Below are 13,965 nucleotides of genomic sequence, written 5' to 3' on the forward strand. Positions count from 1 at the left end.
CCCTACTGTCCGGGTGAGCCGACGGTGTCGGTGCCGGAGCGCCGGATGGTCGCCGGAACCGGTTCGATGCCGTCGACGGGGGTCCCGATCCGCATCGCGATCGCCGGGTGTCCCACGCCGCCGAGCAGCCGGCGCAGCGCCACACGGACCGGGAGTACCTCGACGACCTCGCTGATCGGCGAGGCGGCGAGCCCCCGGACGGTGAGGGTGAGCCAGACGTCGGACAGCGCCTCCCCCGCAGCGACCCAGTTTGCGGGCTCTTCGGCGTCGACGGTGAAGACGACGTAGACGGTGCCGCGGTCGGTGCCGGTGCCGGCGTCGAGAGCGGCAGGCCGGGCCAGGTCGAAGTCCCGTGGGGCGATCGTGCGGTGCGTGGGCGTGACAGTGCTGCGGGCCGAGACGCCGTCGCGGTCCTCGCGGGCCCGGGTCGTCCAGGCGAGCAGGTCCTCGCGGAAGCGGGGGTCGGCGTGTTCGACGTCGCCGGCGTGCGCGACCGCCGAGGCGAACGCGGTCACCTGGTCGGCGCGGACCACGTGCAGGTGGACGCCGTGCCGCTCAGCAGCGGCGCGCAGCTCGTCGAGGACCGCGTCGACGGGCCGCTCGTCACCGAACGGGCGACGGTCGGTACGTCGCTGATAGATCGCCCGGTACAGCAGATCGTCCGCCGTGCACCGGTTGCCCTGGCGGACCCGGGCGACCAGGTCGGGCCGGGCGGGGTCGGTCAGCCTGGCGATGTCGGCGTCGAAGCCGGCGGCCAGCAGCGCGACCGTCGCGTGGTGCAGGGCGGTGCCGCAACTGAGTAGCAGCAGCCTGCCGTCAGGGTCGAGACCGTCCAGCTGGCGGGACCGGTCGGCCCACAGCTCGGCGTGGTTGCCGGCCAGCCGCCACCGCCACGGCTGGGTGTTCAGGATGGACGGTGCGCGCAGTGCCGCGATCGAGGCCTCGGCGACCTGGTCGATCTCGGCTCGCAGGTGCTGTGTCATGGCAGGCTCCCTATCAGTGGCTCACATCAACGATCGCCTGTACGCGGACCCGGTAGCAGAGCCGATGGTCACACCTTCGTGGGACCGATGGCCCCGCTGAGCGCCGGCGAGGTCGCCGCGGCGAGGTTCCGCCCTGGCCGGGACCTTCGCCGCGGGTTCACCACCGCCCTGTGCTCACGACCGGGTGGTGCCGTAGTAGGCGGTCCGCATGATGTCGCGGAGGTCCTCCAGCATCGGCATCCTGGGGTTCGCCGGGGCGCACTGGTCGAGGTAGGCGTTCATCGCCTGCTGGGGCAGGGCGTCCAGGAACGTCTGCTCGTCGACGCCGGCGGCCTGGAACGACGCTTCGATGCCGACCTCGGCGCGCAGCCGCTCCACCGCTGCGGCGTACGACTCGACCCCTTCCTCCGGCGTGCTCGCGGGCAGGCCGAGTGCCTGGGCGATCTGCTGGAACCGTTCGTGGGCGACGTAGCGCTCGTACTTCGGCCAGGCGGTCAGCTTCGCCGGGACCTGGCCGTTGTGCCGGATCACGTGCGGCAGCAGGATCGCGTTGGTGCGTCCGTGCGCGATGTGGAAGGTGGCGCCGAGGGTGTGCGCGAGGGCGTGCACCATGCCGAGAAAGGCGTTGCCGAAGGCCATGCCGGCGATCGTTCCGGCGTTGTGCATCTTCTCTCGCGCAAGGGGATCGGTGCTGCCGTGCCGCACCGCGGCGGGCAGGTGTTCGAAGATGAGTTTGATCGCGTGGAGGGCGAGGCCGTCGCTGTAGTCGTTGGCGTAGACGGACACGAACGCCTCGGTGGCGTGGGTGAGGGCGTCGAAGCCGCTGTCGGCGGTGACGTTCGGCGGCAGGTCCGCGGTCAGCACCGGGTCGATGATCGCGACGCTCGGGGTGAGCGCGTAGTCGGCCAGGGGGTACTTCATGCCCGTCTTGGTGTCGGTGATGACTGCGAACGGGGTGATCTCGGCGCCGGTGCCGGACGTCGTGGGGATGCAGACGAGGCGGGCGAGCCGGCCGAGGGTGGGGAAGGTGAAGGCGCGCTTGCGGATGTCGAAGAACTTCTCCCGCATGTCGGTGAACTCGACGCCCGGGTGTTCGTACAGCAGCCACACCACCTTGGCCGCGTCCATCGGCGAGCCGCCGCCGAGTGCGATGATGGTGTCCGGACGGAACGAGCGCATGAGTTCGGCGCCGCGCTCGACCGTCGCCATCGTCGGTTCCGGTTCGACGTTGTCGAGGATCTGCACGGTGACCGGGTTGACGCTGCTGCGCAGGACGCCACGGATGCGGTCGACATAGCCGAGGCGGGTCATGGTCGGGTCGGTGACGATGGTGACGCGGTGGACGTCGGGCATGTCGGCGAGGTACCGGATGGCGTTGGGCTCGAAGTAGATCTTCGGTGGGACCTTGAACCATTGCAGGTTGTTGGTGCGCCGTCCGATGCGCTTGATGTTGAGCAGGTTGACCGCGGACACGTTACCTGACACGGAGTTACGGCCGTAGCTACCGCATCCGAGCGTCAGTGACGGCATGAAGGCGTTGTAGACGTCGCCGATGCCGCCCTGCGACGACGGCGAGTTCCAGATGATGCGGACCGCTTTGACGCGTTTGCCGTAGGCTTCCGCGGTCGCGGTGTCGGCGGTGTGGATGACCGCGCTGTGGCCGAGCCCGTCGAGCTCGACCATTTGCTCGGCGAGGCGGAAGCCTTCCTCCTGCGAGCCGGCCCGCAGCATGGCCAGGACCGGGCAGAGCTTCTCCCGGGTCAGCGGCTCGTGCGGACCGACGCCATCGACGGGCACGAGGATGACGGACGTGTCGGCGGGGACGTCGAAGCCGGCGCCTGCCGCGATCCAGGCCGCGGAGCGGCCGACCACGTCGGCGTTGAGCTTCGCGCCGGCGCAGTTGCTGCCAGCCACGGCGCCGAAGATGAACTGCTCCAGCAGCTGCTTCTCGTGCGTGGTCGCCACGTGGGCGTGCAGCCGCTCGAACTGCGCCACGGCCTGCTCGGCGATGGCGGCGTCGAGGATGACGGCCTGTTCGGAGGCGCAGATCATACCGTTGTCGAAGGTCTTGGAGACCACGATGTCGTGCACAGCCCGCACCACGTCTGCGCTGCGTTCGATATAGGCGGGGACGTTGCCCGGGCCCACGCCGAGGGCGGGTTTACCGGCCGAGTAGGCGGCGCGGACCATCCCACCGCCGCCGGTGGCGAGGATGACGGCAACCCCTGGATGCCGCATGAGCATCTGGGTCGCCTCGATCGACGGAGCCTCGACCCACTGGATGCAGTCCCGGGGCGCGCCGGCGGCGATGGCGGCGTCGCGGACGACCCGCGCGGCCTCGGCGCTGCACCGCTGGGCGGCGGGATGGAAGGCGAACACGACCGGGTTGCGGGTCTTGAGCGCGATCAGGGCCTTGAAGATGGTGGTCGACGTCGGGTTGGTCACCGGCGTGACGGCGCACACGACGCCGACCGGCTCGGCGATCTCGACGATGCCGTTGATCTCGTCGCGGGACACGACACCGACGCTGCGCAGCCCGGCGAGGCTGTGCGCGATGTGCTCGCAGGCGAAGACGTTCTTGACGGCCTTGTCCTCGAACACGCCCCGGCCGGTCTCCTCGATCGCCAGTTCGGCAAGACGGCCGTGCTGGCTGAGCGCCGCGACGGACGCCTTCTTCACGATGTGGTCGATCTGCTGCTGGCCCAGCGCGGCATAGGCGTCCAGTGTCCGCAGCGCCCTGGTCACCAACCGGTCAACGGCCGGTGCTGCTCCTTCGACGGGCACGTCGACCTGTTCGGCGAGCGACGGAGCGAGGGTCCCGGTCACCGTCATCACTTCCTTCCCGAGGCGGCACGGACCGGTCCGGTCCACATCTTCATCCTTTGACGGTCGCGGCGTCGGGCACAGTGCCCGAAGGCCCGGCAGTGAATGACCAAGGCCCCGCCATCGGCGCTCACGCCGCAACGCCGTGGGCCCAGCGCCGGACGTCCACCCAGTCGCGAACAGCCACACCGCCGCGCGACCGGTGAGGATCGCGCCGAGGTTGGCACCGATCTCCGCGGTCGAACCGGGGCCTGCCGGCTGCGGTGACAAGATGGCGCACAGTGACTCACCTGCCGTCGGGAGCCTTGCCGATTCAGCCGATGACGGCTGGACGCGTGACCGCCTGCCGTTGCGTCCGGACGACAGCGACCAGACACACCGCGTTGCGGGCCAAGGTCTCTGGCACCGCGCCGAAGCCCACATGCGGCGCCCCCGAGCGGTCCCTGGCGCCGACGACGACGAGTGAAGCGTCCGCGGCCGCGTCGAGAAGGCGCGCCGCGGGGTCGACCCCATGCAGGACGTCCAGCGCAACAGGAACATCGGCGAATGTCGCTCGCCAGCCGGCCAGAGCCTGGCTGAGCTGCAGACGCGCGTCGGCATCAGCGTGCGGATCGTCGGTCCGGCCGGCGGGCCTGCTGATGTAGCACACCCGGATGCTGGTGCCGTGGCGCTGCGCAGCTTCGAATGCGTAGGAGATCGCTGGCGACGACGGCGCTGCCGCGTCGAGTCCCAGCACGACCGGACGTCGCAGCGCGTCCTCGTCCACGGTGCCCACGACGACCACGGGACACGCGGCATAGGCCAACACGTGCGTCGCGACCGCGCCGATGTGTACGCGCTGAAACCGGCCGCCGGCCGGAGCCCGGCCGTGACCGTGCCGGCCGAGCACGATGAGGTCGGCCGAGCGGGAGACCCGGACCAGCGCGGCACCTGGCGCCCGCTGCACGATCATGCTCTGCACGTCGACGCCAGGATTCGCTCGGAGCAGTTCGGCACGGGCCAGGTCGAGCAGCCGGACCGCCTCGGCGTCACAATCACCGGTCAGTTCCGGCGGCAGCAGGGTGGCGTACGCGATCCGGTCGAGGAGCGAGTGCACCAGACGGACCAGACCGCCGCCCACGCCCGCTTCCACGACGGCGAAGCGCGCCGCCGCCCAGGAATCCACGGAACCGTCGAACCCCACGACGATCCTGATCCGTGATGACATGTCGTCCTCCGTCAGGTCAGAGCGGTGGAAATCCTGGCCATCCGCGTCCGCTCAGGCGTCGAACGTATGGCTCAGCCGGGTCGTCGTGTCGTCGAAGCCCCATGCGAGAGCGTCGTCCGTGACACCGACGACACCGTCGAGCCCCCGGATCAGCCGGACCGCGATCTGGGCGCTGCTGCGCCGGTCGATCCTCCCGGTGAGGGTGACGTGCCCGTCCACAACGGTGACGTCGACCTCAATCGGGTCGATCCACATGATGCCGCGAAGCACCGACTCGATGACATCGCCGCGGATGGCATCATCGGTGCGCAGGTACCGGCGCAACAGGTCCCGCCGCGAGACGATGCCGACCAGGTTGCCATCGTCGTCGACGACAGGGAGCCGCTTCACGTTGCGGTGCTCCATGAGCTGGGCCGCCTCAGTGAGGGTCGCCGTCGCTTTGACCGTGACCGCCGGGGCCGTCATCAGCGCCGCGGCGGTCTCACCGGACGCCTTCTCCTTCGCCAGGCGCAGGCGCCGGCGTTCGAAGAGTCTGGCGTGCACGTCGGCGCCGTTGAACTCCACCTTGTGCAGCAGATCCGCCTCGGACACCACCCCCAGCACCCTGCGGTGGTCGTCGACGACCGGCGCGGCGCTGACCCCGAACTCGATGAGGAGGTCGACGATCTGCTTGTACCCGAGATCGGGTGCGACCGTGACGACACCGGTGCTCATCACATCACGTACCAGCAGCGAGCTCATCGACCTGTTCCCTTCCATGCGGCGTTCGGCTTGCTCTCCACGCTGACCCGCGGGACCGAAGCGGCGCACGGGCCGAAAGTCCCCTGGTCCCGGGCACACGACCCCTCGCCAGATTCCCGCCCAGGCTCTTGAGTTGCAGATGTTCGCAACTGCTAAAGTCAGCAAGTTACGGCCCACACGATCGGGGAAGAGCATGTCCGTACCGCTGTATCAGGCCAAGGCCGAACTGTTCCGCACGCTGGGCCATCCAGTCCGCATCCGGGTGCTGGAGCTCCTGCAGGACGGGCCGAAGCCGGTGCGCGACCTGCTGGCCGAGGTCGGCATCGAGGCACCGGGCATGTCACAGCACCTTGCTGTGCTCCGCCGGGCCGGCCTGGTCACCTCCACCCGCGACGGATCGCTCGTGACATACGCCCTGAGCACTCCGGACGTCGCCGACCTGCTGGCCGCGGGGCGGCGGATCCTGGGTGCGGTGCTGACCGACCGCGAGGGGCTACTGGTGCAGCTCCAGGCCCAGCCGCAGGACCGATGACCGCGTCGGCCGCGTTGCGCACCACCACCCGGCGCCTGACCGGCCTGCTGCCGCAACGCTCGGACTGGACCGCCGTACGCCGCGCACCACGCCGGGACCTGCTCGCCGGGCTCACGGTGGCAGTCGTCGCCCTGCCCCTGGCGTTGGCCTTCGGCGCCACATCGGGCCTGGGCGCCCAGGCCGGGCTGGTCACCGCAGTGGTGGCCGGCGCGGTCGCGGCCGTCTTCGGCGGGTCCAACCTGCAGGTGTCCGGTCCCACCGGCGCGATGACCGTCGTGCTGGTGCCGGTGGTCCAGCAGTTCGGTGGCCCCGGCGTCCTCATGGTCGGTGCGCTCGCCGGCCTGCTGCTCATCACGCTGGCCCTGGCCAGGCTCGGCCGCGCCGTGCGCTACCTGCCAACCCCCGTCATCGAGGGATTCACCGCCGGGATCGCGGTCGTCATCGCCCTGCAGCAGGTGCCGGCAGCGCTCGGCGTCGCCGGCGCCCACGGCGACAAGGTCTGGTCCATCGCGGCCGATGCCCTTGCCCGCTACGCCAGCCATCCGCACCCAGCGCCCGTCTGCGTGGCCGCCGGTGTCGCCACGGTGATGCTGATCGGCGCACGACTGCGACCCGGGCTGCCCTTCTCACTGCTCGCCGTCGGTGCGGCAACGGCCGTGGCCGAGATCGCCCCGCTCGGCCTGACCCGCATCGGCACACTGCCGGACAGCCTGCCTGCACCGTCGCTGAGCTTCCTCGATCTCGCCACAATCGGCACGCTCCTGCCGTCCGCCGTGGCCGTCGCGGCGCTCGCCGCGCTGGAGAGCCTGCTGTCGGCCACCGTCGCCGACGGAATGACCGTCAACCAACGCCACGACCCGGACCGGGAGCTGTTCGGTCAGGGGCTGGCGAACCTCGCCTCGCCGCTGTTCGGCGGGATCCCGGCGACCGCGGCGATCGCCCGCACCGCGGTCAACGTCCGCGCCGGCGCCGGGTCGAAGCTCGCGGCGCTGACCCACGCCGTTGCGCTCGCGGTGATCGTGCTGGCCGCGGCGCCGCTGGTGTCCCGCATCCCGCTCGCGGCACTGGCCGGTGTCCTGCTGGCGACCACGGTGCGGATGGTCGAGGTCGGCACGCTGCTCGCGCTGGCCCGGTCCACCCGCGGCGACGCCGTGGTGCTGGCGCTGACATTCACTGTGACCGTCGCGTTCGACCTGGTCACCGCCGTCATCGTCGGGATCGGGGCAGCGGCTGTCCTGGCGCTGCGGGCCGTCGCCCGCAGCGCCCGCCTGGAACAGGTGCCGCTGGAGCCCGGCGACCACAGCGCCGAGGAGCACCGCCTGCTCGCCGAGCACATCGTCGCGTACCGCCTCGACGGCCCGCTGTTCTTCGCCGCCGCCCACCACTTCCTGATCGAACTGTCCCAGGTCACCGACGTGCGAGTGGTGATCCTGCGGATGTCGCGCGTCACCACGATCGACGCGACCGGCGCGCACATGCTCGGCGAGACGATCACCCATCTGCGGCGGCGTGGTGTCACGGTCCTGCTGTCCGGCGTCGCCACCGGCCACGACAAGGTCCTCGCCGCGCTCGGGGTGGCCGAGGACCTCCGCCGCGACGGACTGATCTTCCCCGACACCCTTGCCGCCATCGGCCATGCCCGGACCCACGTCGTCGGACTCCAGTCCCCGCTTCCGTAACAGGCCGGTGCGAACTCCACAGACTCCGCGGCGCCGCAACCACCCGCCGACTGTTCCGCATGGGTCATTGGTACGCCGTGACCGGTGCCGTTCGGCCCTGCTGCCGTCCCGCAACGCCGCTTAGCGTGATCCACGAGTCCGGATGCCGCGCGACGGCAGCCGAGCGGGTGGACCAGGCCGTGCGGCACGGCCGGCAGACCCTCGATGAGGAGCACGGCATGCGAACACTGACCGAGTCGGAACTCGGGCGGATCCTCAGCGCGCTGCCGAGCAGCCCCCGGATCGTGGCGAGCGGCAACTACGCCGCCCCGCGCAGGCTGCTCGCCATCGCCGACGCCTCAATCCCAGAGTTCCGGCTCTTCATGCTCAACGCCCAGCCCGGCCTGCCCGACCGCGACGGCGTCATCTACGAGTCCGCGTTCGTCGGACCCGGTATGCGCGCACACCCACGCCTGCACTACTTCCCATGCCGACTGTCGCTGGTGCCGCACCTGTTCCAGCAGCGACTCGCGCCCGACGTGGTCCTCCTGCACACGTCGCGCCCCACCGGCGGAGCCGTCAGCCTCGGCGTCGAGGTCAACATCCTGCCCGCCGCGATCGAAGCGGCCCGCGCCCGCGGCGGCATCGTTGTCGCCCAGGTCAACACCGCGATGCCGAGCACCCACGGCGACGCCATGGTGCCCCTCGAAGCGGTCGACTACCTCCTGGAGATCGACGAGCCACTGGCCACTCACACTGTCGCCGCCCCGGACACGGTGTCGGCAGCGATCGGCGAACGGGTCGCCGTGCTGGTGCCGCCGCGGGCGACGCTGCAGCTCGGGATCGGCGCGATCCCGGACGCCACCCTGGAAGCGCTGCTGGACCGGCGGGGCCTTCGCATCTGGTCGGAGATGTTCAGTGACGGTGCGCTCGCCCTGGAGAAGGCCGGTTGCCTCGACCGGGACACGCCGGTCACCGCGTCGTTCTGCTTCGGCTCGGCAGAGCTGTACGACTGGGTCGACCGCAACCCGCGGGTGCGGATGCTGCGCACCGAGAAGACCAACGACCCGGGCACGATCGCCGCGCACCCCAACCTGATGAGCGTCAACAGCGCCCTGCAGGTCGACCTGTTCGCCCAGGCCAACGCGACCCGGATCGGCAACCGGACGCATTCGGGCTTCGGCGGGCAGACAGATTTCATCGTCGGCGCCATGCACTCCCCCGGCGGGCATGCCGTCATCGCACTGCGGTCCTGGCACCCGAAGGCTGATGTGTCCTCCGTCGTGCCGCTGGTGTCCGGGCCCGTGACGTCGTTCCAGCACAGCTACATCGTCACCGAACAGGGCACCGCCTCGATCTGGGGCCGCGACTCGGTCGAACAGGCCCAACAGATCATCGACCGGGCCGCGCACCCGGACGCCCGCGACGGCCTGCGCGCCGCCGGCCGGACCTTCGGCATGCTGCTGACCTGACGCCAGGACGCCAGGACGCCAGGACGCCAGGACGCCAGGACGCCAGGACGCCAGCGGGACCATCGACCCGCGCCAGACGATCCAGAGTCCTCTATCTCGTCCGTTCCGACCGGCCCACGCTGGTGCCGAACACTCAGGACCTGAGGAGGAGACCATGGACAAGACGAAGATCGTCGTCGGATACGACGGATCCGAAGAGTCGCAACGCGCGGTGGACTGGGCGGCCGATGAGGCCCAGCGGACCGGCGCACCGCTGCAGATCGTCCACACGTACCAGATCGGCTGGCCCGCGGGCAGCTACTACCGCGCGACCGCCGAGGAGGCGGAGGCAGTGCGGGGACGGGCCGAGCAGCTGGCGGCCGCCGCCGTCGCGAACGTCCGCGCCCGCGGCACAGGCATCGACGCCGTCGCGACGGTGGTACATGCGGCACCGGCGACGACACTGCTCGACTTCGGCGACGACCAAGCGCGGCTGCTCGTCGTCGGCAACCGCGGCGCCGGCGGGATCACCAACCTGCTCATGGGTTCGGTCAGTCAGCAGGTCGCCACCCACGCCCGCGTCCCTGTCGTGGTCGTGCGAGGACATTCCGCGGCGGGCGGCCCGGTCGTGGTCGGGGTCGACGGCTCACCGGCCACCGACGCCGCGCTGGGCCTCGCGTTCGACGCCGCAGCCGCGCTCGGGACCCACGTCGTCGCGATCAGGGCATATGTCCCGCCGTCGCCGACGGTGCTGCCGTTGAGCGCCGTCCAGGCCATCCAACGCGAGATGCTGGAGGTTTCGCTGTCCGGCTGGCAGGACAAGTACCCGTCCGTCACCCTCGAGGCGCACCTCGCCGTCGGCCGGACGGCGAAGGTCCTCATCGGTGTGTCGCACACCGCGCAGCTCGTCGTGGTCGGCAGCCGCGGCCATGGTGGGTTCACGGGTCTGCTGCTCGGCTCCGTCGGTCAGCAGTTGATGCACCACGCCGAATGCCCGGTGCTGATCGCACATCCGTCCAAGGCGGCGTGAAGCTACGGCATCGCGTCGTGGGGCCGACGGCAGTCACGGGTGGTGACCTTCAGCCCTCCACGTCTGCGGTGACCTGGCGCAGCCCGGAGGCGGAGACGAGGAGCGCGGCGTGGCTGTCGAGGGCGTCCAGCCAGGGCAGTGATCGCGGGCCCCGCGCCGCGGCGGCGGTGGCCTGGACGTCGACCCACAGCAGGTCCGGTCCGGTCACGGTGACCGAGCGGACCGCCTCGGCGGGCGCGCGATCAGCGTGGCCCGGCCCGCGGAGTACGGCAGCTCACCGCGCGCGCGGCGAACGCTGCACACCGGCGCCGAAACGGCCGGCCGGGCGGCAGCGGCGCCCGCCACCGACAGCACCCGCCTTGATCAGTGCACGAACGACCAGCAGCGCCGTCACCGCCACGACCTGCCCACCAAGAATGATCTTGTTGATGTCAACCGCGGGCCGCCAGCGGACCTTGCCGCCGCCGATGACGAACACGCCGAGCGGCTTGGCCGTCAGGCCGAAGCCGCCGCCCGAGCCGCTGGCGTTCTCCTCGCCCGCGGCGGGTTCGCTGCCGCCGCCCGCGCCGCCACCTGCGCCGATCTTCGCGACCGGCACCACAGTCAGCCCGGCCTGGTTGATGGGGGCGCCGAACACCCGCCCGACACTCACCTGCTCCATCACCTCACGGATGGTCTGCAGCGTCGCGGCCTCGTCCAACACAGCCCGGTTCATGGTGACATCTCCCTTCGCCGACGCGCGGAGCCGCACGGTCGTGACTCCGCCCGCTTGTCGTGCGGTTCCAGCCTGATCCACGCTGCCGACAAGGTCGGCCGACCCGGGCCCGGCGTGCCGTCCGGCACTCCGGCGAGACCCGTCCCGAATTCACCCGAATGTGCGGTCCGCCAGCGATCGGCACGCTCAGCGCGCCTGCGTCGCGTCGACGTCGATCGCCACCACGTGCTGCCGGTACCCAATCGCGTCGACCCGTACCGCCTCATCCGCGCGCACCGCGATCTGCGGATTCGACTGCGCGTTCGGCCAGGTGATGCCGATGCCGTGGGTCAGCACGCCTTCGTGGTCGCCCGCCTGGACGTAGTCGATCATGACGCACTTGACCCGGGCACTCACTGGGAGGCCCGGGTCGCAGTGCGACGCATGTGGACAGGTCAGGCGTTGACGAGTCCCTTGCCCGTGTTCTCCGGGACGGCGAAGCCCTTGCTGGCCGGGGTGGCGGCGGCGTGAACGAGGCCGGCGGCGCCGACCAGGAGGAGCAGTCCGGCGGCGAAGTAGGCGACGAGCGCGGCCTGGCCGGCCTTGACGCCGAATTCGCTGAACCCGTAGGAGGTGAGCAGCAGGCCGCGCAGGGTCTCGCCCTTGAACACGGTCTCCCGGGCGGCGGTGGCGTCGGTCAGCTGCTTCTGGAGGTCGGTGACGGCCGGGTCGTCCTTGGGTAGTGCGGCGATCTGGGCCCGCAGCCCGGTCTGGACGTCGCCGAGCTGGGCGTAGGTCTTGCCGCCGGCGATGGACTTGAGGTGCAGGCCGATGAACTCGTTGGCGTAGCACTCCGCCTGTTTGCCGGTGGTGAGCTGCTGCCCCGCGTACTTGACCAGGCACGCGGACTGCTTCTCCTCCGCGGTCAACGTATCTGCGGCCTTGAACGTGATCTGCTGCTGGCCGAGCTGGTCCTTGACGTAGTCGTTGGCGAAGTTCGCGTTGCTGGTCAGCACCAGGCCGGCGACCAGGAGCAGTCCGGCCAGGACGACGAGGCCCAGACCGACGAGGATGTCGAGCGTCTTCCGCTTCATGGTGCCCTCCGGGGCTTCTGGTTTGGTGCCCGTTGTGTGGTGCCAGCAGCATCCGGCGCCGGCGGCGTCCCGGTGCAGAGGACAAGCACCCATGCTGGCGGGACCTACGTCCCCTCGGCCACGGGACGTCCAGCCGCGAGTCCACGATCATCGGCGCAGCGGCCAGCAACGATGCGTCTGAACACGCTACGCAACGGTTGATCCTGCGGTACGCCGGGCGCCACGATCCCGAGGTGGTCCGCCAGACCGTCAATCAGGTAACGGACTTGTACGCGACCGCGGAGGTGCACGCGTTCGTCCCGGTGTTCATCGAGCGCGACGCCCGTCGCATCCTCGACGAGCCCAATGACTAGGCCGGCTCCCCATGCCCGGAGCTTGCCGACCAGGACGTTACGGCGACCTCCACATTCGTCTCGAGGATTGCCGTATCCGGAACTGGAAGGTGGGCCGGGCATGCAGGAGTTCGTGGACTTCCTCGGCGGGCAGGTACGGGTCCGGGCGCACGAGGAGAGCCTGTGCCTGCGGATACCGGATCCACGAGCCATTCTCGCCCGGCCCGAACGGCTGCGTTTCGCCGCGATGCACCCCGGCTCCGCCCGTCCTCGGCTCATCCACGATGTCGGGCTGCACGAAGCCGTGCAGCCACTGGATCGCCTCATGCGTCCGATCGTCTGGTGCGCCGCCACGGACCGGATTCGTGACGTCGCCGAACGCATCGGCGCGGCCGGACTGTCGTGTGCGCTCGTCCGCACCGGCGGGCGTGTCGGCATCGTGACCGACCTCGACTTCCGCCGGACGGTGGCGACCGGCCAGATCGGCATCGACGCCCCGGTCACTGAACTCGCCACGGTGCCGGCGCTGATCGTCGAGAGCAACGCCACGCGGGCCCAAGGTCTGTTGCGCATGATCGAACGCGGTGTGCACCACCTCGTGGTGGTCGACCAGGCGGGGCGACCGGTCGGCGTGCTCCGGGCAGTCGACCTCGCCGGTGCCGAGGTCCGCGACCCGTTGCTGATCCGGTCGGCGATCGACGCGGCCGGGGACATCGCGGAGCTGGCCGCGGCCTGCCGCCTGCTGCCCCGGATGCTCGGCGAGCTGTGCGACGACGCCGTGCCCGCCACACACATCGGGGCAATCCACGCCGCGGTCGTCGACGCGGCGATCCGGCGCCTGCTGCACCTGCAGCAGCACCCGGCACTCGACGGAGTGCGGCACTCCTGGGTCCTGCTCGGCTCCCTGGCCCGGCGCGAGCCGCTACCGATGTCCGATGTGGACACCGCGCTCGTCTGGGCCGACCCTCCTGTGGAGGTCTCCGGCCTTGAGCCGGGTTCATCCGGGACTTCGTCGTGCACCACAGCGGCGAACACCGCGGCCAACTCGACCTCAAACCGGGCGGCCTGACCCCCGTCGTCGCCCTCGCCCGGTGGATCGCCATCACGGCCGGCGACGCCAGCGGCACCACGATCGAACGGCTGCACCGCGGCGCCGCGCTCGGGCTGCTCACCACTGACGAGGCTGACACTCTGGCCGGCGGATTCGACAACGTGTACGGGCTGCTGCTGCGCCACGAGGTCCGAGCGCGCTGCGCACCTCAGGCACGCCGACGAGCACATTCATCGCGCCGAAGGACCTGGACTCGCTCACCCGCCGGCACCTGCGTGAGACGTTCCGCGCGATCGCCCTCGTCCAGTCGCGGGTGGATCGGGCGTGGCTCACCCGGCTGCCCGGCTGAGCCGTGATCCGACCGCGCCG

At 70.7% G+C, this 13,965-nt stretch carries 15 protein-coding genes and 1 pseudogene; 8 read left to right on the forward strand and 8 right to left on the reverse strand.

Annotation, left to right across the window (positions count from 1 at the left end):
- Positions 1–2: 2 nt before the first annotated feature.
- The 4 genes from ACFPIJ_RS16280 to ACFPIJ_RS16295 all read right to left on the reverse strand — a co-directional run bounded on the left by ACFPIJ_RS16280 (position 3) and on the right by ACFPIJ_RS16295 (position 5,754).
- Complete coding sequence (locus ACFPIJ_RS16280) at positions 3–983, reverse strand: Acg family FMN-binding oxidoreductase (RefSeq protein WP_380115813.1); 981 nt, start codon at positions 981–983, stop codon at positions 3–5.
- A 174-nt stretch (positions 984–1,157) separates the two neighbouring features.
- Entirely contained in the window at positions 1,158–3,815 is a 2,658-nt protein-coding gene (gene adhE / locus ACFPIJ_RS16285) for a bifunctional acetaldehyde-CoA/alcohol dehydrogenase (RefSeq protein ID WP_380115814.1), read from the reverse strand.
- Between the two features lie 304 nt (positions 3,816–4,119).
- Entirely contained in the window at positions 4,120–5,013 is an 894-nt protein-coding gene (locus ACFPIJ_RS16290; RefSeq protein WP_380115816.1) for a universal stress protein, read from the reverse strand.
- A gap of 51 nt (positions 5,014–5,064) precedes the next feature.
- Positions 5,065–5,754: a CBS domain-containing protein gene (locus ACFPIJ_RS16295; RefSeq protein WP_380115817.1), complete on the reverse strand. Its 690-nt coding sequence runs from the start codon at positions 5,752–5,754 to the stop codon at positions 5,065–5,067.
- Positions 5,755–5,947: 193 nt separating this feature from the next.
- On the opposite strand from ACFPIJ_RS16295, the gene ACFPIJ_RS16300 reads away from it, so the two are divergent.
- The 4 genes from ACFPIJ_RS16300 (at position 5,948) to ACFPIJ_RS16315 (ending at position 10,425) form a co-directional block, all read left to right on the forward strand.
- Positions 5,948–6,286 (forward strand): ArsR/SmtB family transcription factor, encoded by a 339-nt coding sequence (locus tag ACFPIJ_RS16300; protein WP_380115818.1) that lies wholly within the window; start codon positions 5,948–5,950, stop codon positions 6,284–6,286.
- Entirely contained in the window at positions 6,283–7,965 is a 1,683-nt protein-coding gene (locus ACFPIJ_RS16305; RefSeq protein WP_380115819.1) for a SulP family inorganic anion transporter, read from the forward strand. Before ACFPIJ_RS16300 ends, ACFPIJ_RS16305 begins: the two co-directional genes overlap by 4 nt.
- Positions 7,966–8,183: 218 nt before the next feature.
- Positions 8,184–9,416 carry an acetyl-CoA hydrolase/transferase family protein gene (locus ACFPIJ_RS16310; RefSeq protein ID WP_380115820.1) on the forward strand — a complete coding sequence of 411 codons (1,233 nt, stop codon included), beginning with the start codon at positions 8,184–8,186 and terminating at the stop codon, positions 9,414–9,416.
- Between the two features lie 154 nt (positions 9,417–9,570).
- Complete coding sequence (locus tag ACFPIJ_RS16315) at positions 9,571–10,425, forward strand: universal stress protein (protein ID WP_380115822.1); 855 nt, start codon at positions 9,571–9,573, stop codon at positions 10,423–10,425.
- 49 nt (positions 10,426–10,474) lie between these two features.
- Here ACFPIJ_RS16315 and ACFPIJ_RS16320 read toward each other — a convergent pair whose 3' ends face one another.
- The 4 genes from ACFPIJ_RS16320 to ACFPIJ_RS16335 form a co-directional block, all read right to left on the reverse strand.
- The gene (locus ACFPIJ_RS16320) at positions 10,475–10,633 is read right to left on the reverse strand and encodes a hypothetical protein (RefSeq protein ID WP_380115823.1); all 159 of its coding nucleotides are present in this window, start codon (positions 10,631–10,633) and stop codon (positions 10,475–10,477) included.
- 66 nt (positions 10,634–10,699) lie between these two features.
- On the reverse strand, positions 10,700–11,128 hold the full coding sequence (locus tag ACFPIJ_RS16325) for a spore germination protein GerW family protein (protein WP_380115824.1): 429 nt from the start codon (positions 11,126–11,128) through the stop codon (positions 10,700–10,702).
- 198 nt (positions 11,129–11,326) lie between these two features.
- A complete protein-coding gene (locus tag ACFPIJ_RS16330) occupies positions 11,327–11,512 on the reverse strand; it encodes a hypothetical protein (RefSeq protein ID WP_380115826.1) in 186 nt (61 codons plus the stop codon).
- A gap of 62 nt (positions 11,513–11,574) precedes the next feature.
- Positions 11,575–12,213, reverse strand: a complete 639-nt coding sequence (locus tag ACFPIJ_RS16335; RefSeq protein ID WP_380115828.1) for a hypothetical protein — start codon at positions 12,211–12,213, stop codon at positions 11,575–11,577.
- Between the two features lie 32 nt (positions 12,214–12,245).
- Here ACFPIJ_RS16335 and ACFPIJ_RS16340 point away from each other — a divergent pair, with 32 nt between their 5' ends.
- The 4 genes and pseudogenes from ACFPIJ_RS16340 to ACFPIJ_RS16355 all read left to right on the forward strand — a co-directional run bounded on the left by ACFPIJ_RS16340 (position 12,246) and on the right by ACFPIJ_RS16355 (position 13,945).
- Positions 12,246–12,566, forward strand: coding sequence for a three-helix bundle dimerization domain-containing protein (locus ACFPIJ_RS16340; RefSeq protein ID WP_380115830.1), 321 nt, complete (start codon positions 12,246–12,248; stop codon positions 12,564–12,566).
- 100 nt (positions 12,567–12,666) lie between these two features.
- The gene (locus ACFPIJ_RS16345; protein ID WP_380115831.1) at positions 12,667–13,614 is read left to right on the forward strand and encodes a CBS domain-containing protein; all 948 of its coding nucleotides are present in this window, start codon (positions 12,667–12,669) and stop codon (positions 13,612–13,614) included.
- A pseudogene (locus ACFPIJ_RS16350) lies at positions 13,560–13,733 on the forward strand (putative nucleotidyltransferase substrate binding domain-containing protein); the annotation flags it as partial. The gene ACFPIJ_RS16345 and the pseudogene ACFPIJ_RS16350, both read left to right, overlap by 55 nt.
- Before the next feature lie 110 nt (positions 13,734–13,843).
- Positions 13,844–13,945, forward strand: a complete 102-nt coding sequence (locus tag ACFPIJ_RS16355) for a hypothetical protein (RefSeq protein ID WP_380116191.1) — start codon at positions 13,844–13,846, stop codon at positions 13,943–13,945.
- Positions 13,946–13,965 lie beyond the last annotated feature (20 nt).

Origin of the sequence: Dactylosporangium cerinum (genome assembly GCF_042653625.1) — a bacterium.
Lineage (GTDB): Bacteria > Actinomycetota > Actinomycetes > Mycobacteriales > Micromonosporaceae > Dactylosporangium > Dactylosporangium cerinum.